Raw genomic sequence first — 25,507 nt, 5'->3', positions numbered from 1 at the left:
CATGCAAAAAATAATGAAATACATAATTCAATCAGGAGAAACAAATGGCCAAGGCTGTATTTAGTTGGGAAGATCCCTTGTTATTGTCTTCGCAACTCAGCGATGAAGAACGCATGGTGCAGGATGCTGCGCGTGTCTATTGCGAAGAAAAGCTGACACCGCGGGTACTGGAAGCTTTCCGTCATGAAAAAACAGATCCAGCCATTTTCCGTGAAATGGGGGAGCTTGGTTTGCTGGGTTCCATGATCCCCACGCAATACGGTGGTGCTGGTTTGAACTATGTTTGCTATGGCCTGGTGGCGCGCGAAGTCGAGCGTGTCGATTCTGGTTACCGTTCCATGATGAGCGTTCAAAGCTCACTGGTCATGGTGCCTATCAATGAATTTGGTAGCGAAGCACAAAAACAAAAATACTTGCCCAAGCTGGCAACGGGTGAATGGATAGGTTGCTTTGGTTTGACCGAGCCTAATCATGGTTCAGACCCCGGCAGCATGGTGACCCGTGCCAAAACTGTACCGGGTGGTTATTCCCTCAGCGGAGCGAAGATGTGGATCACCAATAGTCCTATTGCTGATGTCTTCGTGGTCTGGGCAAAAACGGATGATGGCCGTATCCGTGGCTTTATCCTGGAAAAAGGCTGGAAAGGCCTGACCGCTCCTGCCATCCATGGCAAGGTCGGCTTGCGTGCTTCCATCACCGGCGAAATCGTCATGGATGAAGTGTTTGTGCCAGAAGAAAATCTGATGCCACATGTAGAGGGCCTGAAAGGCCCGTTCACTTGCCTGAACTCTGCCCGTTACGGTATTGCCTGGGGTGCATTGGGTGCAGCAGAGTTCTGCTGGCATACAGCACGTCAATACACCATGGACCGCCTGCAATTTGGCCGCCCACTAGCAGCAAATCAGCTGGTACAGAAAAAACTGGCAGACATGCAGACAGAAATCACGCTAGCATTGCAAGGTTGTTTGCGCCTGGGCCGCATGAAAGATGAAGGTACTGCAGCTGTTGAAATCACGTCCATCATGAAGCGTAATTCTTGCGGCAAGTCCCTGGATATTGCCCGCACTGCACGCGATATGCTGGGTGGTAATGGTATTTCTGATGAGTTTGGCATTGCCCGTCATCTGGTGAACCTGGAAGTCGTCAACACCTATGAAGGCACGCATGATATTCATGCGCTGATACTGGGTCGTGCGCAGACTGGAATCGCCGCATTCTAATTACTGCAATAGTTGCCCGGTCTGTTGACTGGGCAGCTACTAAAAAATTACTTTTGTATTCAGACTGCAAATGCGCTTGTAATAATGTGCTCTTGCAAAGCTCCGGTCGTGGCAGCAGCCAGCGTGCCATATACGCGACCACATCCTGCATCCCTGCGGCTTTGTATGAAAGCCCTGGCGATATCAGGCGCTGCATATTCTGCCATCAGGAAAGCTTGGGCTGTCAGTACCAGTTTCTGGGTAATGCGGCGGGCATTCATTTCCCTGAATTCTGCTAATGCCAAATCTGTTTGTAAATCCACCACCATTTGCCTGACTTGCTCAGACACTGAATTACTCCATAATTGCAGCAGCAATTGCAAGCCTTCCGGATCTCTTTCCATCGCACGCAATACGTCCAGGCACATCACATTGCCTGAGCCTTCCCAGATAGAGTTGACGGGGGCCTCGCGATATAACCTCGCCATGGGGCCGGTTTCTACATAGCCATTGCCACCCCAGACTTCCATGCATTCACCAGTAAATTCCAGCGCACGCTTGCATATCCAGAATTTCGCGGCAGGTGTCATGATGCGTTTCCATGCGCGTTGCAAGGCATCATCCGGCGCATCCAGGGCAGCTGCCAGGTGCAGCAGGAGACGGGTTGCTGCCTCACTTTCCAGTGCCAGGTCAGCCAGCACATTGCGCATCAAGGGTTGATCTGCCAGCTTCTTGCCGAAGGCTGTACGGTGGCGTGCATGATGGATGGCTTGTACCAGCGCTTGACGCATCAGACCTGCGCTGCCAATGACACAATCCAGCCGGGTCAGGTTGGCCATTTCTATAATGGTTGGTATGCCCCGGCCTTCATTGCCTACCATGACACCATAGGCATCCTGGAATTCAACTTCGCTGCTGGAGTTGGATTTGTTGCCCAGTTTGTCTTTCAGTCTTTGTACCAGGATCGCATTCTTGCTGCCATCAGGACGCCAGCGCGGTACGAAGAAGCAGGACAAGCCAGTTTCGGTTTTAGCCAATACCAGGTGGGCATCGCACATGGGGGCAGAGAAAAACCACTTGTGGCCGGTCAGTGCATAAGCCTGTCCTCGTCCCTCAGCACCCAGTACCACGGCAGTGGTGGTATTGGTGCGCACGTCAGAGCCGCCCTGTTTTTCTGTCATGCCCATGCCTATCAGGATGGATTTTTTCTGTGAGATGGGCAGGTCGCGCGGGTCATGTTCCAGCGAATACACCTTGTCTTTGAGTCCCGCGAACAGGGCAGCCTCGTTTTGTAGCACGGGGATGGAGGCAAAAGTCATGGTGTTGGGACATAGGGAGCCAGACTCAACCTGTGCTTGCATGAAATAGCCAGCAGCGCGCGCAACATGTGCACCCATGCGCGGCTGGCTCCAGGGGCTGGCATGCAGGCCTTGCTTGCGCAATATCCCCAATAATTGATGCCAACTGGGATGGAAATCCACTCTGTCTATACGCTTGCCCTGCCTGTCATGGGTATGCAATTCTGGCAGATGCGTATTGGCCAGTGCAGCAGCTTCCAGCACTGCACTGCTGCCCAACTCTTGGCCGAATTGTTTCAGTGCGTTTTGATACCAGTCAGCCTGATACTGCGCCAGGCTTGTCATTAGAACGGCGTCACTAGTGAAAATATTGTAATCTTGCAGGTCTGCGACCTGATTGCTGATTTCATGGGTTTGCCACTGCATATACGCCTCATTGATATGGGGTAAGCGAAGAGGCCGTTGAAAAATTAACCTGGCGTTGTTGTGCCTCCCGGACCTAAGACCCGGTACTAAAGTACTTTCTGCGTCGGCAACGCCTAGCCAGCTTCATTTTGCAACAGCCTCAAAAGAAGTAATTAAGTGGATAGTGTAGTCTGATGAAGTAATCAAGATGTTCGCCTTTTAGCATTCCCCCCAGTACCTGAACTTATAAAACAAGAAATACCATGAGCGAGACTGCCAGCCCTTTGAAATTACGCCGCAAGCCCGTGCAGCAACGCTCGAAAATGACACAATTGGCAATCCTGGATGCCTTTGTTCGGCTTTTGGTCGAAAAAAGCTATGCCGACCTGACGATGCGTGATATTGCCCTGGTCGCTGGCGTGGGTCTGGGTACCTTGTATGAATACTTCCCTGGCAAGAAATCAATAGCGGCGCATTGCATTCATGAGCGTATGAAGAATATTGGCGCCCAGATGCGCATCTGGGTAGAGTTGCAACATGGCCAGCCCTTGCAAGGCATCGTCACGAATCTGCTGGAACGCATCATTCTTTTGCATGCCAATAAGACGGAGGAATGGTCTGCCCTTATTTTCCTGGAACGACAGATTTCCAATATGGATGCTTACAGTGCTTTGTATGGGCAGGTTGTTGATATCTGGGAATCTGCTTTTGCGGCAAGCTCGAATCGCGCTGCTTATCCAAATACCAGTCCGGCAATCGTCCATGCGGCTGTCTATGGCGTCTTGTACCAGACCCTGATGTTGTCCCCGCAAAGCCTGCAAGAACCTGAATTTCTTGCTCAGATGAAAAACTTGGTGTTGGGATATCTGCAAATCACTGATCAGAACGCCCGAATAAGGTAAAATCGCGGGATGTCCTATCAAGTCCTCGCCCGAAAATATCGCCCCAAGAGTTTTGAAACTCTGGTGGGGCAAGAGCACGTGGTCCGTGCCTTATCGCATGCGCTAGAGCAGCAGCGGCTGCATCACGCCTATTTATTTACCGGTACCCGCGGAGTCGGCAAGACGACGCTGTCACGCATACTGGCCAAATCCTTTAACTGCGAGACGGGTATTACTGCCCATCCTTGCGGAGTTTGCGAAGCCTGTACGGCGATTGATGCCGGGCGCTTTGTTGACTATATAGAAATGGATGCCGCCTCTAATCGCGGCGTCGATGAAATGGCCTCGTTGTTGGAGCAGGCGATTTATGCGCCGTCCAATGCACGCTTTAAAGTCTATATGATAGACGAGGTGCACATGCTGACCAACCACGCTTTCAACGCCATGTTGAAAACGCTGGAAGAGCCGCCTGAACATGTTAAATTCATTCTGGCAACGACAGATCCGCAAAAAATCCCGGTCACGGTCTTGTCACGCTGCCTGCAATTCAATCTCAAGCAAATGCCGCCCGGGCATATCGTTGGTCATCTGGAAAACATTCTGGGGCAAGAGCAAATTGATTTCGAGTTACCTGCCTTGCGTTTGCTGGCGCAGGGTGCTCATGGCTCCATGCGTGATGCCTTGTCTTTGACCGACCAGGCAATTGCCTATGCTGCTGGCAAAGTCAGCCTTGATGCGGTACAAGGCATGCTGGGTGCGCTGGATCAGTCTTATCTGATACGCCTGCTGGATGCCTTGCTGGCGCAGGATGGTAAAGCTTTGCTGGATGTTGCCGACGAAATGGCGGCACGCAGCCTGTCTTATAAAGCTGCCTTGCAAGATCTGGGCAGTTTGCTGCACCAGATCGCCGTGGCGCAAATGGTGCCTGCGGCAGTGGCAGAAGATATTCCTGAACGCGAACAGGTTTTGCGCCTGGCACAGAGTTTCGCCAAAGAAGAAGTACAACTGTTTTATCAAATTGCCGTGCATGGCCGTAATGAGCTGGCGTTGGCACCTGATGAATACGCAGGCTTCAGCATGACGCTGTTGCGTATGCTGGCATTCAAGCCTGTCAGTGGTGAGCAGTGGGCGCAGCCTCCTGCTAGTACACCACCGGCTGGTGGGCGTCCGGCATTGCCAGCTAATAATGTGAATAATGCAGCGCCTGCACAAAGCCCTGCGCGGTCCGCTCCTGTTTCTAGTCCTGTTGCTTCCAGCAGTAATGTTAGCGCTGCACCTATAGCAAATACTGCGCTTGCTGTGATGCCTGTTCGCGCTCCGGCAGAAGTGCCGAAACCGGCCGCCCAGGATAACACCGAGACACCCGCCAGCGCACCTGCTGCTGGTACACGAGTCAGTCCGGTACTGGCAGCCCTGGCAGCGGCACGCGCAAATACCAAGAATGGCACGCCAGCAGGAAAGTCCGCTACTGCCGAAATTGCGCCAGTAGTCAAAGCTACGATTGCACCAGTAGACCCAGTCTCACCTGTAGCGCCTGTTCGTCCTGTTGCTCCGTCAACTGTCAAAATAGCGCCGCCATCAACACAGCCATCAGTCAAGCCTGCCCAGCCCGTGTCTGCACCCACGCCTTTGATCGCCGAGCAGGACATGCGGTCCATGGGCATGGATGACATGCCGCCCCCCTGGGATGAAGAAATGTTCTTCGATACAGAGCCTGCAAAACCGGCAATGTCACCGGGAGTGATGGCTCCTGCTTCTGCTCATGCTTTGCCGCGGGGGCAAGTCGCACCAGTTGAAGTGGCTGTGCTTGCTGACGCTGCTGCAATTGCTGAACAGGAGCCGCAAGCTGCAGCAGAAGTGCTCAAGCCCAGAGAATCCATCACCCTGAATGCCGATCGCCTGATCGCGAATACGCCTGTTCCTGAGTTGAACTGGGATGGCCATTGGCCTGCACTGGCTGCCAGTTTGCCTGTACGCGGCGTAGCACAGCAGATGACACAGCAAAGTGAATTGGTCAGTTGCAAGCAAGATGGCAATGCCCATGTATTCCGCCTGCGTCTGCCTTTATCTACACTCTTGTCTTCCGGTAGTGTTGAGAAACTCAGTGCGGCCTTGTCCGAGCGTTTCGAAAAAACCATACGGGTAGAAACTGAGATAGGTGCCGTTGAGCATACTGCCAACGCACAAGCTGTGGCTGAACGTGGAGTGCGCCAGCAACAGGCAGAAAAATCCATACAAGGCGACAGTTTCGTGCAGACTTTAATGCGCGAATTTGGTGCCACTATTGTCACGGGCAGCATAAGGCCGGTCTGATGCCGGTAGTATGCAATATGTATCAATACGCGTGACCATCTTTTAATCAATATTCCAATTTTATTTTCGGAGAAATTTTTATGATGAAGAATCAATTAGCTGGCCTGATGAAACAAGCCCAGGCAATGCAGGACAATATGAAAAAAGCCCAGGATCAATTGGGTCTGGTAGAAGTAGAAGGCCAGGCTGGCGCTGGTCTGGTCAAGGTTGTCATGACCTGCAAAAACGATGTCAAGCGCGTTACCATCGATCCATCTTTGCTGGGTGATGACAAAGACATGCTGGAGGACCTGGTTGCCGCCGCTTTTAATGATGCAGTACGCAAGGCAGAAGCCACTTCACAAGAAAAAATGTCTGCATTGACAGCAGGCATGCCATTGCCACCTGGCTTCAAGATGCCATTCTGAGTGTGAAAAAACTCGGTAGTCTGGAAGCCTTGTCTGAGGCGCTGCGCCGTTTGCCCGGCGTAGGGCCAAAGTCTGCGCAGCGCATGGCTTATCACTTGTTGCAACATGACAGGGAAGGCGCTGCCATGCTTGGTATGGCACTAACTCATGCGGTAGAGCGCATACAGCATTGCGCATCCTGTAATACCTTCAGCGAGAGTGATATCTGCGAAACCTGTCAGGATGCCGTGCGCGATACCAGTTTGCTATGTGTGGTGGAAACACCCTCAGACCAGATGATGATAGAGCAAACCATGACGTACAAGGGCCTGTACTTTGTTCTCATGGGGCGGCTCTCGCCACTTGATGGCATAGGTCCGAAAGACATACATCTGGAAAAGCTGGTCTCCAGGGCCACTGACGGTAAAGTGCAGGAGGTGGTGCTGGCTACTAATTTTACCAATGAAGGTGAGGCAACCGCGCATTACATCAGTGAGACGCTGAAGGCGCGCGGTTTGCGCGTCAGCCGCCTGGCGCGCGGTGTGCCGGTCGGTGGTGAGCTCGAATATGTGGATGCTGGCACCATTGCCCGCGCCATGCTGGATAGACGGACAACTTAATACAGTCACTGAGATAATAATAAGCCATCATGTTTCTGATCCCCGCCGAACAAAAAAGCAAATTGCAGTTGCAATGGTCAGACCTGATACAGGGCTTGGCTGGTAGTCCACGGCATGCCAAAGAAGTATGGACACTGCTGGATAAACATTACTCTGAACCTCAACGCAGTTTTCATAATCTCACACATATCCAGTCTATGCTCAGGCATGCTGAAGAGCAGCGTGCAGATATCCAGAATTTCGCTGTTGTCTCTCTGGCAATCTGGTTTCATGACATGGTGTATGACACCCATGCCAACAATAATGAACTGAAAAGTGCAGAGCTGGCAGGGGAATTAATGATGCGCATGGAGATCAGTCCCACTGTCATCATGCATGTGCAGCAATGCATACTTGCCACGGCCAGGCATGAAGTGGCTGATTTTAAAAACCGTGCGGCTGATATCCCTTTGTTCCTTGATATTGCCCTGACTATCCTGGGTGCCCCTAAGGACGTTTATCAGCAATATAGCCGTGCCATACGCAACGAATTCCGCTGGCTGGAAGCGCCTGCCTACAGGGCGGGGCGTCTGAAAGTGCTGAAGCGCTTTGCTGACCGCGAACAATTATATTTTCATCCCATTATGGCCGCGCAGTTTGATGCGCAGGCACGCGCCAATATCGCATGGGAAATCAAGAAACTGACTTTTGTATAGGTCAGCCCTGTAAATTTTTTTCTGAGCACATTCCCTCTTATGCAGTCACAAGCTAAAGCACATGGCCCTTTGGCGGGCATCAAGGTTCTAGAGTTGGGCACGCTGATCGCAGGGCCATTTTGCTCGCGCATGCTGGCTGAGTTTGGTGCCGAAGTGATCAAGGTAGAATCGCCCGATGGCGGTGACCCTCTGCGTCAATGGCGTGTGCTAAAGGATGGCACTTCGCTTTGGTGGAGTGTGCAGGCGCGTAACAAGAAAAGCATCACCCTGAATATGAGGCAGGAACAAGCGCGTGAAATTGCCAGGCGTCTTGCTCTTGATGCCGACATCATCATAGAAAATTATCGTCCCGGCGTGCTGGAAAAATGGGAACTGGGGTTTGAGGATTTAAAAGCAATCAATCCCGCCACCATCATGGTACGACTGTCTGGTTACGGCCAGACCGGACCTTTGAAAGACTTGCCCGGCTTTGGTGCTATCGGCGAATCCATGGGTGGCTTACGTCATGTCTCTGGTCATGCCGACCGTCCACCTGTGCGCGTGGGCATCTCGATAGGCGACTCTGTCGCTGCCCTGCATGGCGTTATCGGCGCCATGATGGCGCTGCGCCATCGCGACGTTACTGGCGGGCGCTGGAATGGCAAGCAGGGTGACACATGTATCGCTGGTCAGGGGCAAATGGTGGACGTAGCTTTGTATGAGTCGGTGTTCAACTTGATGGAATCACTGGTCCCAGAATTTGATTATGCTGGTGTTGTGCGTGAGCGTACTGGTGGTGCCTTGCCAGGCATCGTCCCATCAAATACTTACACAACGGCTGAGGGGGGAAATATCGTCATTGCAGGCAATGGCGACGCGATTTTTCACAGACTCATGACAGCCATAGACCGGGATGATCTGGCACAAGATCCGGATCTCGTTCGTAACGATGGCCGCGTTCCGCGTACAGAAGAAATTGATGCAGCAATCCAGGCCTGGTGTTCAGGCCGTGACATAGATGCGGCATTGCAGATACTCAAGGCAGCAGATGTACCGGTGGGGAAAATCTACTCGGTGCGCGATATGATGACTGATCCACAATTCCTGGCGCGCCAGATGTTTGAGCAACATGCCTTTGAAGATGGTACGCCAGTCAAGCTGCCCGCCATTACACCCAAGATGTCAGAGACTCCCGGCCAGACACAATGGCTGGGTCCGCGTCTGGGGCAACATAATCAGGAGGTGTTGAGCGGGCTGGGTTATAGTGATGCTGACATTGCGCAAATGCTTGCGGATAAAATAATTTAAAAAAAGGGACATATGAATCGCCAAATGCTCAAAAATTTCCTGATTGCCCTGGCGTTGTTCCTGCTGGGTTATTTTACCTTCAATCACTAACAATATTTGGCCGACCAAATCCTTACATGATCAGCCACATTTGATCAGTTCAGGGTTTTCAGATAATCCCTGATCCCCGCAAGCAGCATTTCCACCGACATGGCTGTCAGTATCAGGCCCATCAGGCGCTCGAACGCTGTCATTGCACGTACCCCCAAGACTTTTTGCATCCGTTCCGCACTCAATAACACAATCAGCCATACGACAGCAACAGCAGTCAATGCCGCCAGATGCACCATCATGTCTTGACGGCTATCAGATGAAAACAGCAGTACAGTCGCTAAAGCAGAAGGACCAGCCAATGCTGGTATGGCAAGCGGCACGATGAAGGGTTCATGACCATCTTCCACATCCCCAAAAATACCGCCTTCCTGAGGAAACACCATGCGCAAGGCGATCAGGAACAGGATCACGCCGCCACCTATGCGCAATGACACTTCAGTCAATTGCAGTGCGGTCAGGAAGTGTTTGCCAAAGAACATGAAGAGCAAAAGCAAGCCAAAGGCTATCGCGCATTCACGCACGACCACGCGCCAGCGCCGCTCGGGTGCAACATGGGACAGGGCGCTGACAAAGATGGGGACGTTGCCAAACGGGTCGGTGACCAATATCAGCAGCATCAGGGATTGAAAAAAATCTTGAGTCATGAAGACCTTGTTTGAAAAATGATACCTGGAACTTGTTGATTTCAGATTAATGCCAGCGTGGCTTTGACGGCAGCTTCTATGCCAGTCGCTGCATCAGCAATATTTTCTGCGAGCATGTAAGCAGGTGTGCTGACGACTTTTCTCTCTTTGTCGACGACAAATTCTTTTACCGGACAATTAATGTGCTGGCCACCCATTGTAGTGATGGCAGCAGCTGTGCCCTCGTCATTACCTATCGTGACCGCAATACCGCTGCCATATACCAGTGGAAGCATGGCCGGGGCTATACAGATATAGCATGCCGGTTTGCCAGCGTCGGCAATCGCTTTGGCAAAGCGCAATACATCCGGCTGTATCTGGCAGTCAGCCCCTTTGTTGGCAAAGTCAGTCAGGTTTTTTGCTGCTCCAAAACCACCTGGGAAAAATACGGCGGCATACTCGTCAGCCTTTGCCAAGGCTATATCCTTGATTTTGCCACGGGCGATACGGGCTGATTCCACTAAGACATTGCGGCTTTCACCTTCAGCGATCAGGCCAGTAAGGTGATTGACAACATGGGCTTGCGGGATATCAGGTGCCAGGAATTCTGGTTCTGCACCGGCTCTAACGAGAGCCAGCATGGTCAGGACACTCTCGTGAATTTCAGCTCCATCAAAGACGCCACAACCGGAAAGAACGACGGCTACTTTCATGATGTACCTTTATATTTGTGAGGGATAGACAGAAAGCAGACAATTTTCCCGCTGAAGCCTGTAGGCTGTCAACAAAGTCCCTCTGTTTCTGGAAAAATAGAGGGCAAAATAGAGTAAGACCACCAACGCAGTAATCAAAAAAACATTTACTATTAGCCGGGGAAAATGCGAACGCTCGTTTTATTATAAGAGCATAAACCCTTAGAACCTGTTTCTGATCTGTAGCGAGCGGACGTCAGCGGGGTGAAGAGTAGCGCAAAAAGCGGAATGTACTTAAGTACATGAGCATTTTGAGCAGCACATGAGCCCCGATCACGTCTGCGCAGTAAGATCATAGACAGGTTCTCAGGCAAGATTTTCCTGAAAACAAGAGTACACATATATGTCAGTAATAAAGATGGAAGGCAAAGAACGCCCGGATACACCTTGTGTTGCCGTTTGCTCAACAACATTTGATGATGTTTGTCGTGGCTGTGGGCGCACTGTGGCTGAGGTGGCAGAGTGGGTGTTCATGACAGCAGAACAGAAGGAAATCGTCTGGACCAGGATATTGGCAGAAGGTTATCCAAGACGGAATACATAAGCGCGCCAAATATATAAGAAATAATATAAAGGCGACAAAAATAACGGAGACAGCGCATGTCGCAGCTTAAAAAATCAGGACGCCGCCGCTTCATCCTGGGTGGCTTGGGCTTGACGGGTGCATTACTGGTAGGTTGGGGCGTCATGCCGCCACGCCAGCGACTGAACGCCAGTACGCCCTTGCCGGTATCAAATGGCGAAGTTGCCATGAATGGCTGGATCAAGATTGCGCAAGATGGCACCGTCAGTGTCGCCATGCACAGGAGCGAAATGGGGCAGGGTATACATACTGCCTTGCAAATGCTGGTGGCAGAAGAGCTGGATGTGCCCATGAGCATGGTCAAGCCCATGTATGTGCCCGCAGATAAAATTTACGGCAGCATGGCGGCATTGGCCGACGGCTTACCATTTCATCCTGACGACCATGGCAACGTAAAACGCGTTGCCCAATGGGTGACGCTCAAGTTTGCCCGTGAACTGGGTTTGCAAATGACAGGTGGTTCATCCAGCGTCAAAGATGCCTGGCAACCCATGCGTGAAGCGGGGGCAACGGCCCGCGCCATGCTGATTGCTGCTGCAGCAAAAAAATGGAACGTGGCAGTGACAGAATGCACGACCGGGAACGGAATGGTCAGCCATGCATCGGGTAAAAATGCCAGCTATGGTGAGCTGGCCGCCTATGCTGTCAACAGTAAGCCTGGTGAGATACCACTCAAACGTCCGCAAGATTTTACAATCATAGGTCAGCCGCAGTTGCGCACTGATGCTGCACCCAAAGGCGATGGCAGTGCCCAGTTTGGTATTGATGCCCGACCGGAAGGTATGGTCTATGCCGCCATCAAACAAAGCCCGACCATAGGCGGTCGTATCAAGTCTTTTGATGCTGCTGCAGTCAAAGCCATGCCGGGCGTCATGCAGGTTGTTGATTTTTCCATGGAAGGCGCGATGGCGGGTGTTGCCGTGCTGGCACAGTCTTATTGGCAAGCCAAACAGGCATTGGATAAATTGCCCATCACTTGGGATGCCGGTGAGCATGCGCAACTCTCTACAGAAAGTATTTTTAAGGACTTTGCTAACAAACTCGATAGTGAGTCTGGTTTGGCCTATCACAAGGCAGGGGAAGTCGAAGAAACCTTGGCTGGCAAGGGCGTAGCAAAAACCGTAGAGGCAGAATATCGTGCGCCGTTTCTGGCGCATGCTGCGATGGAGCCTATCAATTGCACCGCGCAGCTTAAGGATGGCAAGCTGCAAATCTGGGTTTCTACGCAGGTGCCTGGCGTTGCTGCAGATGTAGCTGCCAAAGTTGCCAAGCTTAAATCTGAAGATGTCATTCTGCACATGGCTTATCTGGGTGGAGGTTTTGGCCGCAGACTGGAAGTAGATATGGTCGCGCAAGCCGCACGTATCGCCTTGGAAACCAGGGGCGTGCCCGTCAAGCTGATCTGGAGCCGGGAAGAAGATACGACACATGATATGTATCGTCCAGCCGCCCTGGCACGCTTCAGGGCCGGGCTGGATAGTGCGGGCAAATTGCTGGCTTATGACAACAAGTCCGTGTCGGGTTCAATTACCCATCAGGTATTGGTGCGAACCTTTGGTTTGATGGGGGCAGGTCCTGATAAAACCACGGCAGAAGGCGAGTTTGACATGCCGTATGAAATCCCGCATCAGCGTATCCGGCATGTCATTGCTCCAAGTCCGGTGGCGCTGGGTTTCTGGCGCTCAGTCGGCCATTCGCATAATGCTTTTTTCAAAGAAAGCTTTATTGATGAAATTGCCCATGCAGCGAATCAGGATAGCCTGACATTCCGCCGTGGCTTGTTGAAAGAGCATCCACGTCACCTTGCCGTGCTGGATGCAGCAGTACAAAAAGCAGGCAAGCCAGCAGAGGGAAGGGCGCATGGTCTGGCACTGCATGAATCCTTTGGTAGTATCGTTGCCCAGATCGCTGAGGTCTCAGTGCAGGATGGGCAAATCCGGGTGCACAAGGTCACTTGTGCTGTAGATTGCGGCATCGCTGTCAATCCCAATATCATTGCCCAGCAGATGGAGTCTGCGGTGGTGTTTGGCCTCAGTGCCGCCTTGTACGGCGAGATCACGATCAAGGATGGCAAGGTGATGCAGAGTAACTTCAACGACTCTCAGGTCTTGCGCATCAATGAGGCGCCCGAGGTCGAAACTGTCATCATCAAAAGCGCAGAGTTACCTCAGGGCATAGGTGAGCCAGGTGTGCCGCCGATAGCCCCGGCTGTCGCGAATGCCTTATTCATACTTACTGGAAAACGTCTGCGCAGTCTGCCGCTGAAATTGAGTTGACACATACTGGTGGTAGTATGAAGTGCGATTCAACAGAATTCATACATATTAATTTCCAATTTTGTGTTTAAATATTGTCTTCAAGGCATTTTTTGTTACTATTCGATACAGAAAGTGGCCCCAGGGATAATCTCTGGATTTATACTGCGTCAGCGTGCAGCTAGTATGTACGCCACGCATTTTTTTATTTTTAGAGTTTTTATTTTTTAGAATTACGCCATGCTTAATTTTTCAGTTCCTTTAGTTTCATTACGTGCAGGCAAGGCCAGGAATTCCCAGCGCGGTTTTACCCTGATCGAGATCATGGTGGTTGTCACCATCATCGCCATTCTCGGTGCCTTTATGGTGCCTAAACTGACGGGCTTTACCCATGAAGCCAGGGTGACTGCAGCCAAACAGGATATTTCCACCATCATGGGTGCACTGAAGATGTACAAGTTGCACAATCAGCGTTACCCGACTACGGAACAGGGTTTGCAAGCCCTGATCGAAAAACCGACATCTGGCCCGGCGGCAAATGCCTGGGCAACTGGCGGTTATATAGAAAAATTGCGCAATGACCCCTGGGGCAAACCATATCAATATCTCTCGCCTGGTATCAGGGGGGATGTTGATGTATTTTCGCTTGGTGCCGACGGTCAGCCTGGTGGCAGTGGTGAAGATGCAGATATAGGCTCCTGGGATTTATAAGAAGCAAACATGAACATGAAGCATGGGCAGCGGGGATTTACCTTGCTGGAGCTATTGGTGGTGTTAGTCATTTTTGGTCTCATTCTGGGTGCCATCAGTATTAATGCCATGCCAGGCGAGCAACAGCGCCTGGAGAATGATGCCAAGCGCATTGCCCTGCTTTTGCAACTTGCTCGTGATGAAGCCATTGTACGTAATTTGCCAGTGGCTTTTGAGGTCGACCAGAACGGTTATCGCTTTTTGGTCAGGGAAGACAGAATCTGGTCACCTATTAAGGATGACATGCTGCGCGAACGGTTTTTTCAAACGGCGCCTGTAGAATTATCTGTGCAACCGCAAGCGGCAGATACTTCGGTCATACGTATACTGTTTGGTCGTGAGCCCGTCGATAAACCCTTTGTGCTTACCATTAAGTCCAATGACAAACATGTCAGTGTAAGGGCCGATGGTATTGGTCATTTTTCAGTGGAATAAGATACATAAGATGCCTCAGTTGCGCTCACAATTTGGATTTACCCTGCTGGAAGTACTGGTGGCACTGGTCATCGTCGGTACTGCCCTGGGTGCCAGTTTGCGCGCTGTTGGCAGCCTGACGCAAAACAGTAGCAGCTTGCGTGCTTCCATGATGGCGACCTGGTCTGCTGAAAACCGTCTCGCGCAAATACGTCTGGCACATGAGTGGCCAGCTTTCGGTGAGCGCACCTTTGCCTGTCCGCAGGGCGATTTGCACCTGATGTGTGAAGAGCATGTTATTGCCACTCCCAACCCTTCTTTCAGGAGGGTTGAAGTTTTTGTATATGAAGCAGATAGCCCTGAGCGTCGCATCATCAAGCTGACCCAGGTGGTGCCGAATGCACTCTAAGTCTCAACTACCTGATCAAGACCGTACAGCTAAATTATCGCAGTCTGGTTTTACTCTTATCGAGTTATTGGTGGCGATCACCATACTCGCGATTATTGCCGTATTGGGCTGGCGTGGACTCGACAGCATCGTCCGTGCCCGTGTGGTTCTTACCGCCGAGATGGAACAGACGCGTGGTATTCAGCTGGCATTTGCTCAGTTGGAGAACGACTGCGCCCACCTGGTAGATGCCAGCAATTTACCAGGGCGCGAAGTATTCAGCGCCATTGGCCCGAGGTTGGCCCTGGTACGTAGTGTGTTTGAAGAAAACCAGCCTACACGTTTGCAAGTCGTGGTGTATAGCGTACGTGGAGGGGTACTTGGCCGGCGTGAAATGCTGCCTACACGCGAACTGGCCGTGCTGGAACATGATTGGCAAGACGCCCTGTCCGATACAGAAACCAGTCCCGCGATTTCCTTACAGACGATGGTGACCGGTTTTGAAATGCGCACCTGGAAAGAAGGCGAGAATGGCTGGCGCGCAGGCGGGAGCGAAGCTGCTGGCACTAATCCTGTGCCGGCTGCTCCTGGAATTCCCACCAGAAGCGGTAAATTGACCGGTCTGGAAATCGCCGTGCAGTTGTCCGGTAGAGAGCTGCCCATCACTAAAGTATTTTTGCTGGGTGCGGTATGAAAACGCTCAATATTTCTCAACAGCGCGGTGTGGCTGTCATTACTGCCTTGTTGTTGACGACATTGGCTATCACGATAGTTGCCAGCCTGTTCTGGCAACAGCAAGTACAGGTCAGGTCGATAGAAAACCAGCGCATGCAGTTGCAAAAGAAATGGATTTTGCGAGGGGCGATAGATTGGGCAAGATTGATTTTACGTGAAGACAGTAAGCAATCTGCTAATGTTGATCATCTCGGCGAGCCATGGGCTGTCAAGCTGGCAGATACCCGCCTAGATCAATATGTAGAAAATGCCAAGACTGACAATGAAGATAGTGATGCCACCCTGTCTGGTCAGGTCATCGACGCGCAAGCCATGTACAACCTGAATAATCTGGCAACGGATGGCAATGTAGATGCGCGAGAAGTTGCTGCATTCAACCGTCTGCTGGTGAACCTGCACTTTGATGGACAACTGGCAGAAGCCGTGGCCGATATGGTGGCCAGTACGCAGACCAGGGCAATTGCCGCACCAGGCTCTTCTGCTGCCGAAACTGGCGCTGGAAAAAGCCCATCCGATTCCTCGCTACCTGAAGTACAATTCTTGCGCTTCACGCAGGTAGATGATTTACTGGCAATTAATGGATTTACGCCAGATATGGTCGAAAAGCTTAAAACTTTTGTTACGGTATTGCCAGGCAAGACCAGCATTAATGTGAATACGACATTTGCTGAAGTGCTGGCTGCCAGGATAGACGGGCTCAGTGTCGGTGATGCCGCCGCCATGATAGCCAGCCGCGACCGCGCCTACTTCCGTACGGTAGCAGAATTCAAGACACGTTTTGAAGACAGATTGAAAACATTGACGGATAAGGACGTGGATGTGGCGACCAAGTACTTTATCGTCAATGGCAAGGTCAAAATGAACCGCTCGGCGCTGGATGTCAGTGCATTGATAGAGCGCGCTGATAGCATAGGGTCAACGGCGATGACAACAACGGTGCTTTGGGTACGGGAAAATTAAATAAAAATGGCAAGCACACTGTATATTTCTCTGCCCTCCAGAGTGGCGGCACAACACAGGCCTGATTGGTCAGCGCAAGCATTGGCCTTCGCCTTGATATCGGCAGAAGGACGTTTGCAACAGCAAGGGCATTCCAGCCTGGCTGAATTGAAAGCCCTGGCGATTAGTGCAAAACAAGTCGCTTTTATTTTGGCAGCCAGCGATACCAGTTTGCTGAAGACCAAAGTGCCACCGATGTCAGCAGCCAAGTTGAAACAGGCATTACCTAATTTACTGGAAGACCAGTTAATTACCGATCCTTCTGATCTGGTGATGGTCAGTGGCAATGTACTTGATGGTGAAATCATTGTTGCTGTCACAGATAAAGTCTGGCTGGAAGGTTTGGCCAAGCGGGTAAAAGACTGGCCTGCCAGGAAATTCTCTGCCTATCCCGCTCAATTGTCTCTCGCTTATGATGAGACTAGCCAGACTGCCTCGGCTTTGATTGAAGAAAAAGATGAGGGACTTGAACTGAGCTTGCGTGATGGTGTTCAGCATGGCCTCGGCCTGAGTCTGGAAAGTGCAGGCATGAGCGATGCACTGTCCATGCTGGCGCAATTAAGCATCAGCCCTAAAGTTGCTGCTTATGTTCCCGCGACCGCAATTGAAACTTGTCAACTGGCATTGAAAACAGATGGGCTGGAAGACAAGATAGAAATCATGCCGGTAAGCTGGGTCAATCGGGTGGCGGGTATCAATGCATATACACCTGACCTCATGACAGGCGTGTCAGCAGAGCATATGGCCAGTTTTGACTGGAGTAAATGGCGTTGGCCGGTACGTCTGGCGATAGCATTGATGGTTGTCAATTTACTGGCGCTGAACATTGAATGGTTCAATCTGAAACGTGAAGAGAAAGACCAGAAAAATGCCTTATTGCAGGTATTCCGTAACACTTATCCAAAAGAAACCGTCATTTCTGATCCGTTGAAACAGATGCAGCAAAAAATCAACATATCAAAACGTGCGGCCGGACAATTTGCGGTCAATGATTTTGCCGTGATGGCAGCACAATTTTCCCAGGTATGGGACAGGGTAGGTGTGCCAGGTGGCGTAGCGTCGATAGAGTATAAGGACAGGTCACTGTTCGTCAGGATCAAGCCCAATGTGCAAGTGCCCATGGATGCCTTGCGTTCGGCGCTGGCTGAACAATCCATGAAAATCAGTACTTCTTCAGATGGTGCTTTGCGTGTTTCTACTGGGGGTAAGGACTGATGTTCAGCGCGATTAGAGAGCAGTTCAATTTCTTTTGGCAAGCCCGGGTTGAGCGTGAGCGCAAGATGCTGCTCATTTGTGCCTTGTTCATCATGGCAGCCATCATCTACGGTTTTTTCCTTGCTCCCGCCCTGAACGGACGCAAGCAGCTCAGCATTGCATTGCCAGTCTTGAATCAGCAACTGGCAGAAATTACCGAGTTGAGCAAACAACAGGCTGGCCTGACTGCAAATTTGTCTGAATTTGTCGCTCCTGTCAGCCGCGAACAATTGGAGGCGGTGTTGGGAAGGCGCGGCATCAAGGTACAAACGATTGCTGTCAGTGATGATCTGGTGCGTTTACAAATTCCCAGTGCTTCTTACGCAAGTTTGATGGAATGTCTGGTAGAAATGCAAAAAGCTTCAAGATTGACTGTGGAAGAAGCAAAACTCGTTTCCTTGCTGGAAAGCGGTCAGGTCAGTGCGACTTTGACTTTGCGTCAACAAAGAAGCTCTACTTGAGGCCGGGATAGAAAAATGTTATTTACCCGGCGTTTGACATGGATACTGGCTGCAATCATCAGTGTCATTTTGACGGTAGTCGTGTTTTTGCCAGCCAGTTGGTTGGGTTTTGTCCTGGAAAGGCAAAGCCAGGGCAGGTTGAGTCTGGGCGATGTGCAGGGCAGTTTTTGGCGGGGTTCAGCATTCCTGGGCGTAGCAGCAGGTAAAAGCGGGCCAGTGACGCCTTTGTTCCCAGGACGTTTCCAGTGGCATATTTCTCCGCTGTTGATATTCGGGCAAATCAAGGCTGATCTGGAAAATTCAGCGGCCTTGTCGGCACCGGTCAAGATTGCTGGAAACTTTAGTCAGTGGCAAGTCAGTCCCTCGGTATTGTTGTTGCCTCCAGAACGTCTTGAAGGACTGGGTGCGCCTTTGAATACGGTGGGGCCTACAGGTTTATTGCATTTATCCTGGAATGAATTGCTGTTTTCGCGCAAGAATGCGCAACTGAGTATGACTGGGCATATGCAACTGGAATTGGCAGAAATGGCTTCTCGCCTGTCGCCAATCAAGCCGCTTGGCAGTTACCAGATGGCTTTTGATTTGCGCGGTACAGAAGCAGATATGCAGTTGTTGACGATGAAGGGCCCGATGATGCTGGCAGGAGCTGGAAAAATGATGAATGGTCGTTTCCAGTTTTCAGGCAAGGCATGGGCAGAAGCAGGGCAAGAAGCAAGGCTGGCAAATTTATTGAATTTGCTTGGGCAGCGTCGTAATGACGGTGAAAAAGATGTAATTGCGTTAGAGTTCAAATGAAAACATTTCCATTAAAGCACAGGGTCGCCATGACAAGAAATTCGCTACGCCAACCTATCCAGCAATTGTCTGCATTGACTGGTGCAGCAGTATTGACTGCTGGTTTCTTGATGGCACCCATGGCCATGGCACAAGACCCGTCAAAAAATACGGTCGATATCAACCTTGTAGGCGCGGACATAGAGTCAGCCATCAAGGCGATAGGTCACTACACTGGCGTAACTTTCATTATTGACCCCCGAGTCAAAGGGCAGATCAATCTGGTTTCAGAAACACCGCTGACCAAAGACCAGGCGTATAAGTTACTGACTTCCACTTTGCGTCTGCAAGGCTTTTCAGTCGTAACTGCGGATGGTTATTCCAAGGTAGTGCCAGAATCAGATGCAAAGTTGCAACCTGGTCCTACACACAACACCAATAGTGAACGTGCGGAGACTGCCAAAGGTGACCAGGTTGTTACCCAGATTTATAAACTCAATTACGAATCATCAGCCAATATCGTCACGATATTGCGCCCGTTGATTTCGCCCAATAATACGATCAACGGTAATCCCAGCAATAATACGGTCGTCATTACTGACTATGCTGACAACATCAAGCGCCTGAACAAGATTATTGCTGCGCTGGATGTGCCTGCGACGACGGATATGGACGTGATATTGGTCAAGCATGCCATTGCTTCTGATATCGCTGCCATGGTTTCCAAAGTAATTGATTCTGGTGGAAGCGGGGCCGACCCGACCAAGCCTGTATTGCTGGCTGACCCGCGTTCCAATGCTATTCTGGTACGTGCATCTTCAGTTGCGAAGGCAAACCAGATCAAATCCCTGATCGCCAAGCTTGATCAGCCTACATCACAACCTGGCAATGTCCATGTCGTTTATTTAAAGAATGCCGAAGCTGAGAAGTTGGCGCAAACCTTGCGTTCCATCGTCACTGGGGATACTTCTTCTTCACGCAGTTCCAGCAGCACTATTTCCAATGCTGGCAGTGCAGCCAATGGCACGAACAGCCCTGTTGCTGCAAACACGACGGGCAGTACACAAACCAGCATGCCGTCATTCAGCAATAACAGCACCAGCGGCAGTTCCAGCGGCGGCGGTGCAGCCGGTTATATACAGGCTGATGCCGCCACAAATACTTTGATCATTACCGCCAGTGAGCCTGTCTACCGTAATTTGCGTACTGTCATTGAGCAGCTTGATGCGCGCCGCGCGCAAGTATATGTAGAGGCCCTGATTGTCGAGATCAGTGCTGACAAGTCGAATGAACTGGGCGTGCAATGGATGGGCCTGTCGGGTGACAGCACCAGTAATTATCGCGTTGGTGGCGGTACGTCATTCTCTACTAAAGGCAATAATCTGCTTAATCTTGTTGCAGGCAATGCAACTGCTTTAGGCTCAGTGTTGCCAGGTTCAGGCTTGTCTCTGGGTTTGTTCAAACAAGTCAATGGGCAATTGGGCCTTGGCGCATTGGCGCGCGTATTGCAGACAGATGGCAATGCCAATGTCTTGTCGATACCAAATATCGTGACGCTGGATAATGAAGAAGCCAATATTATCGTCGGTAAAAATGTGCCGTTGATTACTGGTCAATTTACGACTGCATCGAGTGGCACGGCCGGTGTCAATCCTTTCCAGACCATAGACCGCAAACAGGTAGGTTTGAAGTTGAAGATCAAGCCGCAGATTTCTGAAGGTGGCACAGTCAAACTGGCGATTTATCAGGAAGTGTCAAGTGTCGACGATACCACCAATGCCGCAGGTATTATTACCAAGGAACGCTCAATCACCACCAATGTGCTGGTCGATGATGGCCAGATTATTGCCTTGGGTGGCTTGATTGAAGACAGTACAACGGACGGCGGCGAAAAAGTACCGGGCTTGGGCGATATTCCGTTTATTGGTAATCTGTTCAAATACCAGACCAGCAAACGTTCCAAGACAAATTTGATGGTATTCCTGCGCCCCACAGTGATACGCAATGCAGAGCAAAGCAATAATATTTCTGTCGATCGCTATGATTATATGCGCACCCAGATTGTCCCTTCCAAGGATGGTGTAGCAGAGAATTTATGGCCTACTGCGGAAAAAGGAAAATTATTGACTACACCTTTGCTGATCTCTCCGGAGAAAACAACGACAACAGGCCAGGAAGGCAAATAAACCATGCTTGATCATCGTTTATTGCCTTATGGTTTCGCCAGGGATTTTTCTGTGCTGGCCGTGCGGGACAATGCTGTTGTCAACGGTGTCGTTGAAATACAGATTTCCAAGTTGACGCCGTCTGCCGCAATATCTGAAGTTGGACGCAAGTTTGGTAAAGTCAAACTGTTGATGCTGCCGCATACGGAGTTGTCCGAGGCGATTGCCAGGGCTTATGCCGGTTCTGGTGGCGATGCTGCCGATGTCGTTGGTGAGGTTGAGTCTGATCTGGATCTGGCCAAGCTCATGCTGGACATGCCAGCCATCGAAGACTTGCTTGAATCTGCAGATGATGCACCCGTGATACGCATGATCAATGCGCTGTTGACACAGGCCTTGCGTGATGGTGCATCAGATATCCACATCGAGCCCTTTGAGCAAATTTCTGTTGTCCGTTTCCGTGTCGATGGTGCCTTGCGTGATGTGGTGCGCCCCAAGAAGGCAATTCATGCCTCCCTGATTTCGCGTATCAAGATCATGGCGCAACTGGATATCGCTGAGAAACGATTGCCACAAGATGGCCGTATTACTTTGCGCATAGGTGGCAAGCCCGTTGATGTGCGGGTCTCTACGTTGCCAACCGGTCACGGTGAACGTGCCGTATTGCGTTTGCTCGATAAAGAAGCAGGACGTCTGGATCTGCGTCATCTGGGCATGAGTGCCGATGTGCTGACGCAATTCGACAAGCTGATCGCACAACCGCATGGCATCGTGCTGGTGACAGGGCCAACAGGGTCAGGCAAAACCACCACTTTGTATGCTGCCTTATCCAGGGTAAATGCCGGTACCACGAATATTTTGACGGTAGAAGATCCTATTGAATACGAGTTGGCTGGCGTTGGGCAGACTCAGGTCAACGCAAAAATCGAAATGACTTTTGCCAAAGCCTTGCGGGCAATTTTGCGGCAAGATCCTGACGTCATCATGATCGGTGAGATACGCGATCTGGAAACCGCGCAAATTGCCGTGCAGGCATCCTTGACAGGTCACCTGGTGCTGGCAACCCTGCATACCAATGATTCTGCTGCGGCAGTTACGCGTTTGCTGGATATGGGAATAGAACCTTTCCTGCTGTCTTCCTCCTTGCTTGGCGTAGTTGCTCAGCGATTGGTACGCAAATTGTGTATTCATTGCCGTGTCGAAAAAGAAGGTGCCTGGCATTCAGTCGGTTGCGAGCAATGCGGCCATACTGGTTATCAGGGTCGTGTCGGTGTCTATGAATTATTGCAAACCACAGATGCGATCCGCGCTCAGATACATCATGAAGCGGCAGAAGCTGAAGTGCGCAAGGCAGCACAGGCCGATGGCATGAAAACGATGCGAGAAGATGGTGAGCGCTGGCTGAAAACTGGTATCACTACGCCAGAAGAGTTGCTGCGCGTGACGAAGGAATAAGTACATGCCAGCATTTCGATATGAGGCTGTTGATACCACAGGCCATACCAGTAAGGGGGTATTGAATGCCGATAGTGCCAGATCGGCTCGCAGTGACTTGCGTGCCCAGGGCCTGGTGCCTGTCAGTGTAGATGCAATTGCCAGTCAGATGGATGCCGGTGGTAAGCGCAAAACCAGCCTGTTCGGTGACCATTTGTCGACGGTAGAAAATGCCTTGTTCACCCGGCAATTGTCGAGTTTACTGGAAGCAGGTTTGCCGCTGGAACAATCTTTATCTGCCTTGCTCGAACAGTCTGAGCGTAGTTATGTACGTGATCTGGTGGGCTCGATACGATCTGAAGTCATGGCCGGTAATTCATTGTCGGATGCATTGAAGCAGCACCCCAATGATTTTGCTGACATCTATTGTGCTTTGGTGGCTTCTGGTGAACACATCGGTCATTTGTCGCGCGTACTGTCACGACTGGCAGATTACATAGAGCGACGTAATGCACTGGTGCAAAAAGTCCGGTTGGCGTTTACTTATCCGGCAATCGTGACCGTGGTGGCTTTTGCTATTGTCATTTTCTTGCTGACCTATGTGGTGCCGCAAATCGTTTCTGTATTTGCCAATACCAAACAGAAGTTACCTTTCCTGACGCTGGTGATGCTGGCGATTTCTGACTTTGTACGTGCGTATGGCTGGATAGTTGGCCTACTGACTGCCGCTGCATTTTTTTTGTGGCGTCTGGCTTTGCGCAACCCCGACTTCAAGATGCGCTGGCATCGCTGGCTGTTGAATGCGCCACTGTATGGCAAGTTTGAACGCAGTTTGAACACGGCCAGGTTTGCCAGCACGCTGGCGATTACCACAGGGTCTGGTGTACCGATCTTGCAAGCCTTGCAAACCAGCCGTGAAACTCTCTCGAATGTGGCCATGCGTGCCCAGGTTGAAGAAGCAACGGCCAGTGTCAGGGAGGGTGTTGGCCTGGCGCGCGCCCTGTCAGCACACAAGCATTTCCCGCCCATGCTGATACACATGATACGTGCAGGTGAAGTAACCGGTGAGTTGCCGGCCATGCTGGAACGTGCTTCGAATACCCAGGAACAAGACCTTGAGCGCAGGGCGATGACCATGGCAGGTTTGCTGGAGCCGGTGTTGATCTTGACCATGGGTATTGTGGTCTTACTCATCGTTCTCGCGGTACTGATGCCCATCATAGAAATAAATCAATTGGTACGCTAAAAGGATAAAAATGAAACGCTTACCTGTCCTTGTGACGTTTATTGTATTTGTCGTACTTTGTGCATCCCTGAGCTTTTGGGCTCTGCGTTTGTTCAAGCCCCAGGCCAGGGCTGTTGCTGCAGGATTTCAGCAAAATAGTTATGAGCCTGGAACCGGGCAATGGGGCGGTATTTTTGGTAATAGTCAGGCAGCGCAAGCGGCTGCAACTAACTATCAATTGAAGGGCATAGTCTTGGCGAAGCGCACTGAAAAGAGCCTTGCCATCATTAGCGCCAATGGCAAGCCTGCACTGGCTGTGGCCATGGACAAAGAAGTTGCTCCTGGCGTGATACTGAAAGAAGTGCATGAGCAGTATGTGATGGTTTCTGAATCAGGCATCATGCGTCGTGTTGAATTGCCACAAACGCCAGACATGAACCGAGGGCCTGCGCAAATACCGCCATTGAATCAGGCAAATACAGTGCCTCCACAAGTGGCACCCGTGGCTTTTCCTTCAGCGAAGCACAATGATGCGCCAGGTGGCCCCATAAGCAGTCCTCCGCCACCGATGGTGACACCAGGTTTGCCCACGGCTTCTCTGCCATCTACCATGCCGGGCGGGCAGCAATGAGTTCTTGGCAAGATGCCTGCCCTGACGATGTGCGTTTGGCTGTAGAACAGGCACACACATCCTGGCGACCTGCGATAGAGACTGGGTTGCAGCGAGTGCATGATGCCAATCCACATTATTTCTTGGGTTTGACTACGTCTGACTATTTGCCCAATCAGGGCAGATTATTTACTGCCTTTTCCATGCCTATGGATGATGTCCATTACATCTTGATGGGTGAGGGCCCGTATCCTCGTGCGGATAGTGCAACCGGTTATTGTTTTATGGATGGCGCGGTCAAAAGTCTTTGGTCAGATGAAGAGGGTGGTGGCTTGTCTAAAAAAGTCAATCGCGCTACGTCGCTCAGAAATTTCATGAAGATGCTGCTGGTCGCTTCTGGCCATTTACAACAAGAGGCAACCACGGGTGATGCCATGGCCGCTGTTGCCAGTCAGGCGCGTCAACCAGACAGCGGCTTTATACAGACACTGGATGATTTGCAGCAAAACCTGATCGGGCAGGGATTCTTGTTATTGAATGCCAGCCTGGTGTTTCGTGAAGATACTGCTCCTGTAAAAGATGCAAAGGCATGGCAGCCATTCTTACAAACAGTTTTATCTGCGCTACATCAACATCAAAGTGGACAGAATAAGCGTACTGCAATGTTAATCTTATGGGGTAAGATTGCAGAGCAGCTTCGCGCCATGTCAGAAGCGGCACTCTACGAGCAAATTAGCGCAGAGCATCCATATAACTTGAGTTTTATTGCCAATAAAACCATGCAAGATTTTTTTCGCCCTATGAATTTGCTCAGCAAATTGCCTGAAGGAAAAATTTTGTAATATGCTGCTTTAACTGCTGGCTTGTAGACAGGCTTTGTAGAATAATTGGGTGACTTATGGTTATAC

At 50.9% G+C, this 25,507-nt stretch carries 25 protein-coding genes; 22 read left to right on the top strand and 3 right to left on the bottom strand.

Annotation, left to right across the window (positions count from 1 at the left end):
• The first annotated feature begins 44 nt into the window (after window positions 1–44).
• Complete coding sequence (locus ACO0LG_RS11790) at window positions 45–1,220, top strand: acyl-CoA dehydrogenase (RefSeq protein WP_305262009.1); 1,176 nt, start codon at window positions 45–47, stop codon at window positions 1,218–1,220.
• 59 nt (window positions 1,221–1,279) lie between these two features.
• On the opposite strand, the gene ACO0LG_RS11785 is transcribed toward ACO0LG_RS11790, so the two are convergent.
• Window positions 1,280–2,923, bottom strand: coding sequence for an isovaleryl-CoA dehydrogenase (locus ACO0LG_RS11785; protein ID WP_423026462.1), 1,644 nt, complete (start codon window positions 2,921–2,923; stop codon window positions 1,280–1,282).
• Between the two features lie 242 nt (window positions 2,924–3,165).
• On the opposite strand from ACO0LG_RS11785, the gene ACO0LG_RS11780 reads away from it, so the two are divergent.
• The 6 genes from ACO0LG_RS11780 (at window position 3,166) to ACO0LG_RS11755 (ending at window position 9,084) form a co-directional block, all read left to right on the top strand.
• Window positions 3,166–3,804, top strand: coding sequence for a TetR/AcrR family transcriptional regulator (locus ACO0LG_RS11780; RefSeq protein ID WP_423026460.1), 639 nt, complete (start codon window positions 3,166–3,168; stop codon window positions 3,802–3,804).
• A 9-nt stretch (window positions 3,805–3,813) separates the two neighbouring features.
• The gene (locus ACO0LG_RS11775) at window positions 3,814–6,096 is read left to right on the top strand and encodes a DNA polymerase III subunit gamma/tau (RefSeq protein ID WP_423026458.1); all 2,283 of its coding nucleotides are present in this window, start codon (window positions 3,814–3,816) and stop codon (window positions 6,094–6,096) included.
• 80 nt (window positions 6,097–6,176) lie between these two features.
• Entirely contained in the window at window positions 6,177–6,503 is a 327-nt protein-coding gene (locus ACO0LG_RS11770) for a YbaB/EbfC family nucleoid-associated protein (RefSeq protein ID WP_110253135.1), read from the top strand.
• A gap of 2 nt (window positions 6,504–6,505) precedes the next feature.
• On the top strand, window positions 6,506–7,102 hold the full coding sequence (gene recR / locus ACO0LG_RS11765; RefSeq protein ID WP_423026456.1) for a recombination mediator RecR: 597 nt from the start codon (window positions 6,506–6,508) through the stop codon (window positions 7,100–7,102).
• Window positions 7,103–7,131: 29 nt separating this feature from the next.
• Complete coding sequence (locus ACO0LG_RS11760) at window positions 7,132–7,797, top strand: hypothetical protein (protein ID WP_423026454.1); 666 nt, start codon at window positions 7,132–7,134, stop codon at window positions 7,795–7,797.
• 39 nt (window positions 7,798–7,836) lie between these two features.
• The gene (locus tag ACO0LG_RS11755) at window positions 7,837–9,084 is read left to right on the top strand and encodes a CaiB/BaiF CoA transferase family protein (protein ID WP_423026452.1); all 1,248 of its coding nucleotides are present in this window, start codon (window positions 7,837–7,839) and stop codon (window positions 9,082–9,084) included.
• Between the two features lie 134 nt (window positions 9,085–9,218).
• Here ACO0LG_RS11755 and ACO0LG_RS11750 read toward each other — a convergent pair whose 3' ends face one another.
• Together ACO0LG_RS11750 and elbB are read right to left on the bottom strand one after the other, a co-directional pair.
• The gene (locus ACO0LG_RS11750; RefSeq protein WP_423026450.1) at window positions 9,219–9,821 is read right to left on the bottom strand and encodes a MarC family protein; all 603 of its coding nucleotides are present in this window, start codon (window positions 9,819–9,821) and stop codon (window positions 9,219–9,221) included.
• A 41-nt stretch (window positions 9,822–9,862) separates the two neighbouring features.
• Entirely contained in the window at window positions 9,863–10,513 is a 651-nt protein-coding gene (gene elbB, locus ACO0LG_RS11745; protein WP_423026448.1) for an isoprenoid biosynthesis glyoxalase ElbB, read from the bottom strand.
• Window positions 10,514–10,895: 382 nt separating this feature from the next.
• On the opposite strand from elbB, the gene ACO0LG_RS11740 reads away from it, so the two are divergent.
• The 15 genes from ACO0LG_RS11740 (at window position 10,896) to ACO0LG_RS11670 (ending at window position 25,441) form a co-directional block, all read left to right on the top strand.
• On the top strand, window positions 10,896–11,096 hold the full coding sequence (locus ACO0LG_RS11740) for a DUF1289 domain-containing protein (RefSeq protein ID WP_162058702.1): 201 nt from the start codon (window positions 10,896–10,898) through the stop codon (window positions 11,094–11,096).
• 56 nt (window positions 11,097–11,152) lie between these two features.
• Entirely contained in the window at window positions 11,153–13,411 is a 2,259-nt protein-coding gene (locus ACO0LG_RS11735; RefSeq protein WP_423026446.1) for a molybdopterin cofactor-binding domain-containing protein, read from the top strand.
• Window positions 13,412–13,630: 219 nt separating this feature from the next.
• Entirely contained in the window at window positions 13,631–14,101 is a 471-nt protein-coding gene (gene gspG, locus ACO0LG_RS11730; RefSeq protein ID WP_423026444.1) for a type II secretion system major pseudopilin GspG, read from the top strand.
• Between the two features lie 9 nt (window positions 14,102–14,110).
• Complete coding sequence (gene gspH, locus ACO0LG_RS11725) at window positions 14,111–14,575, top strand: type II secretion system minor pseudopilin GspH (RefSeq protein WP_423026442.1); 465 nt, start codon at window positions 14,111–14,113, stop codon at window positions 14,573–14,575.
• Between the two features lie 10 nt (window positions 14,576–14,585).
• Window positions 14,586–14,963, top strand: coding sequence for a type II secretion system minor pseudopilin GspI (gene gspI, locus ACO0LG_RS11720; RefSeq protein WP_423026440.1), 378 nt, complete (start codon window positions 14,586–14,588; stop codon window positions 14,961–14,963).
• The gene (locus ACO0LG_RS11715) at window positions 14,953–15,636 is read left to right on the top strand and encodes a PulJ/GspJ family protein (RefSeq protein WP_423026438.1); all 684 of its coding nucleotides are present in this window, start codon (window positions 14,953–14,955) and stop codon (window positions 15,634–15,636) included. The genes gspI and ACO0LG_RS11715 overlap by 11 nt, the downstream gene beginning before the upstream one ends.
• Complete coding sequence (gene gspK / locus ACO0LG_RS11710; RefSeq protein WP_423026436.1) at window positions 15,633–16,637, top strand: type II secretion system minor pseudopilin GspK; 1,005 nt, start codon at window positions 15,633–15,635, stop codon at window positions 16,635–16,637. Before ACO0LG_RS11715 ends, gspK begins: the two co-directional genes overlap by 4 nt.
• 6 nt (window positions 16,638–16,643) lie before the next feature.
• A complete protein-coding gene (gene gspL, locus ACO0LG_RS11705; RefSeq protein ID WP_423026434.1) occupies window positions 16,644–17,891 on the top strand; it encodes a type II secretion system protein GspL in 1,248 nt (415 codons plus the stop codon).
• On the top strand, window positions 17,891–18,391 hold the full coding sequence (gene gspM, locus ACO0LG_RS11700) for a type II secretion system protein GspM (RefSeq protein WP_423026432.1): 501 nt from the start codon (window positions 17,891–17,893) through the stop codon (window positions 18,389–18,391). Before gspL ends, gspM begins: the two co-directional genes overlap by 1 nt.
• Before the next feature lie 15 nt (window positions 18,392–18,406).
• The gene (gene gspN / locus ACO0LG_RS11695) at window positions 18,407–19,186 is read left to right on the top strand and encodes a type II secretion system protein N (protein WP_423026430.1); all 780 of its coding nucleotides are present in this window, start codon (window positions 18,407–18,409) and stop codon (window positions 19,184–19,186) included.
• Window positions 19,183–21,351 (top strand): type II secretion system secretin GspD, encoded by a 2,169-nt coding sequence (gene gspD, locus ACO0LG_RS11690; protein ID WP_423026428.1) that lies wholly within the window; start codon window positions 19,183–19,185, stop codon window positions 21,349–21,351. Before gspN ends, gspD begins: the two co-directional genes overlap by 4 nt.
• A gap of 3 nt (window positions 21,352–21,354) precedes the next feature.
• Window positions 21,355–22,785, top strand: coding sequence for a type II secretion system ATPase GspE (gene gspE / locus ACO0LG_RS11685; protein ID WP_423026426.1), 1,431 nt, complete (start codon window positions 21,355–21,357; stop codon window positions 22,783–22,785).
• Between the two features lie 4 nt (window positions 22,786–22,789).
• Window positions 22,790–24,010 carry a type II secretion system inner membrane protein GspF gene (gene gspF / locus ACO0LG_RS11680; RefSeq protein WP_423026424.1) on the top strand — a complete coding sequence of 407 codons (1,221 nt, stop codon included), beginning with the start codon at window positions 22,790–22,792 and terminating at the stop codon, window positions 24,008–24,010.
• A 10-nt stretch (window positions 24,011–24,020) separates the two neighbouring features.
• The gene (locus tag ACO0LG_RS11675) at window positions 24,021–24,620 is read left to right on the top strand and encodes a type II secretion system protein N (protein ID WP_423026422.1); all 600 of its coding nucleotides are present in this window, start codon (window positions 24,021–24,023) and stop codon (window positions 24,618–24,620) included.
• Window positions 24,617–25,441, top strand: coding sequence for a uracil-DNA glycosylase (locus tag ACO0LG_RS11670; RefSeq protein WP_423026420.1), 825 nt, complete (start codon window positions 24,617–24,619; stop codon window positions 25,439–25,441). The genes ACO0LG_RS11675 and ACO0LG_RS11670 overlap by 4 nt, the downstream gene beginning before the upstream one ends.
• The last annotated feature ends 66 nt before the right edge of the window (window positions 25,442–25,507 follow it).

Source organism: Undibacterium sp. Ji42W (genome assembly GCF_049340405.1).
Taxonomy (GTDB): Bacteria; Pseudomonadota; Gammaproteobacteria; order Burkholderiales; family Burkholderiaceae_D; genus Undibacterium.
Note: the sequence above shows the minus strand (reverse complement) of the source record. Positions and strands in the feature narration are given on the sequence as shown.

Excerpts from the sequence above, each read along its gene's own strand:
- ACO0LG_RS11790 (WP_305262009.1), top strand. The coding sequence starts at position 45 with ATGGCCAAGGCTGTATTTAGTTGGGAAGATCCCTTGTTATTGTCTTCG.
- ACO0LG_RS11785 (WP_423026462.1), bottom strand. The coding sequence starts at position 2,923 with ATGCAGTGGCAAACCCATGAAATCAGCAATCAGGTCGCAGACCTGCAA.
- ACO0LG_RS11780 (WP_423026460.1), top strand. The coding sequence starts at position 3,166 with ATGAGCGAGACTGCCAGCCCTTTGAAATTACGCCGCAAGCCCGTGCAG.
- ACO0LG_RS11775 (WP_423026458.1), top strand. The coding sequence starts at position 3,814 with ATGTCCTATCAAGTCCTCGCCCGAAAATATCGCCCCAAGAGTTTTGAA.
- ACO0LG_RS11770 (WP_110253135.1), top strand. The coding sequence starts at position 6,177 with ATGATGAAGAATCAATTAGCTGGCCTGATGAAACAAGCCCAGGCAATG.
- ACO0LG_RS11760 (WP_423026454.1), top strand. The coding sequence starts at position 7,132 with ATGTTTCTGATCCCCGCCGAACAAAAAAGCAAATTGCAGTTGCAATGG.
- ACO0LG_RS11755 (WP_423026452.1), top strand. The coding sequence starts at position 7,837 with ATGCAGTCACAAGCTAAAGCACATGGCCCTTTGGCGGGCATCAAGGTT.
- ACO0LG_RS11750 (WP_423026450.1), bottom strand. The coding sequence starts at position 9,821 with ATGACTCAAGATTTTTTTCAATCCCTGATGCTGCTGATATTGGTCACC.
- elbB (WP_423026448.1), bottom strand. The coding sequence starts at position 10,513 with ATGAAAGTAGCCGTCGTTCTTTCCGGTTGTGGCGTCTTTGATGGAGCT.
- ACO0LG_RS11740 (WP_162058702.1), top strand. The coding sequence starts at position 10,896 with ATGTCAGTAATAAAGATGGAAGGCAAAGAACGCCCGGATACACCTTGT.
- ACO0LG_RS11735 (WP_423026446.1), top strand. The coding sequence starts at position 11,153 with ATGTCGCAGCTTAAAAAATCAGGACGCCGCCGCTTCATCCTGGGTGGC.
- gspG (WP_423026444.1), top strand. The coding sequence starts at position 13,631 with ATGCTTAATTTTTCAGTTCCTTTAGTTTCATTACGTGCAGGCAAGGCC.
- gspH (WP_423026442.1), top strand. The coding sequence starts at position 14,111 with ATGAACATGAAGCATGGGCAGCGGGGATTTACCTTGCTGGAGCTATTG.
- gspI (WP_423026440.1), top strand. The coding sequence starts at position 14,586 with ATGCCTCAGTTGCGCTCACAATTTGGATTTACCCTGCTGGAAGTACTG.
- ACO0LG_RS11715 (WP_423026438.1), top strand. The coding sequence starts at position 14,953 with ATGCACTCTAAGTCTCAACTACCTGATCAAGACCGTACAGCTAAATTA.
- gspK (WP_423026436.1), top strand. The coding sequence starts at position 15,633 with ATGAAAACGCTCAATATTTCTCAACAGCGCGGTGTGGCTGTCATTACT.
- gspL (WP_423026434.1), top strand. The coding sequence starts at position 16,644 with ATGGCAAGCACACTGTATATTTCTCTGCCCTCCAGAGTGGCGGCACAA.
- gspM (WP_423026432.1), top strand. The coding sequence starts at position 17,891 with ATGTTCAGCGCGATTAGAGAGCAGTTCAATTTCTTTTGGCAAGCCCGG.
- gspN (WP_423026430.1), top strand. The coding sequence starts at position 18,407 with ATGTTATTTACCCGGCGTTTGACATGGATACTGGCTGCAATCATCAGT.
- gspD (WP_423026428.1), top strand. The coding sequence starts at position 19,183 with ATGAAAACATTTCCATTAAAGCACAGGGTCGCCATGACAAGAAATTCG.
- gspE (WP_423026426.1), top strand. The coding sequence starts at position 21,355 with ATGCTTGATCATCGTTTATTGCCTTATGGTTTCGCCAGGGATTTTTCT.
- gspF (WP_423026424.1), top strand. The coding sequence starts at position 22,790 with ATGCCAGCATTTCGATATGAGGCTGTTGATACCACAGGCCATACCAGT.
- ACO0LG_RS11675 (WP_423026422.1), top strand. The coding sequence starts at position 24,021 with ATGAAACGCTTACCTGTCCTTGTGACGTTTATTGTATTTGTCGTACTT.
- ACO0LG_RS11670 (WP_423026420.1), top strand. The coding sequence starts at position 24,617 with ATGAGTTCTTGGCAAGATGCCTGCCCTGACGATGTGCGTTTGGCTGTA.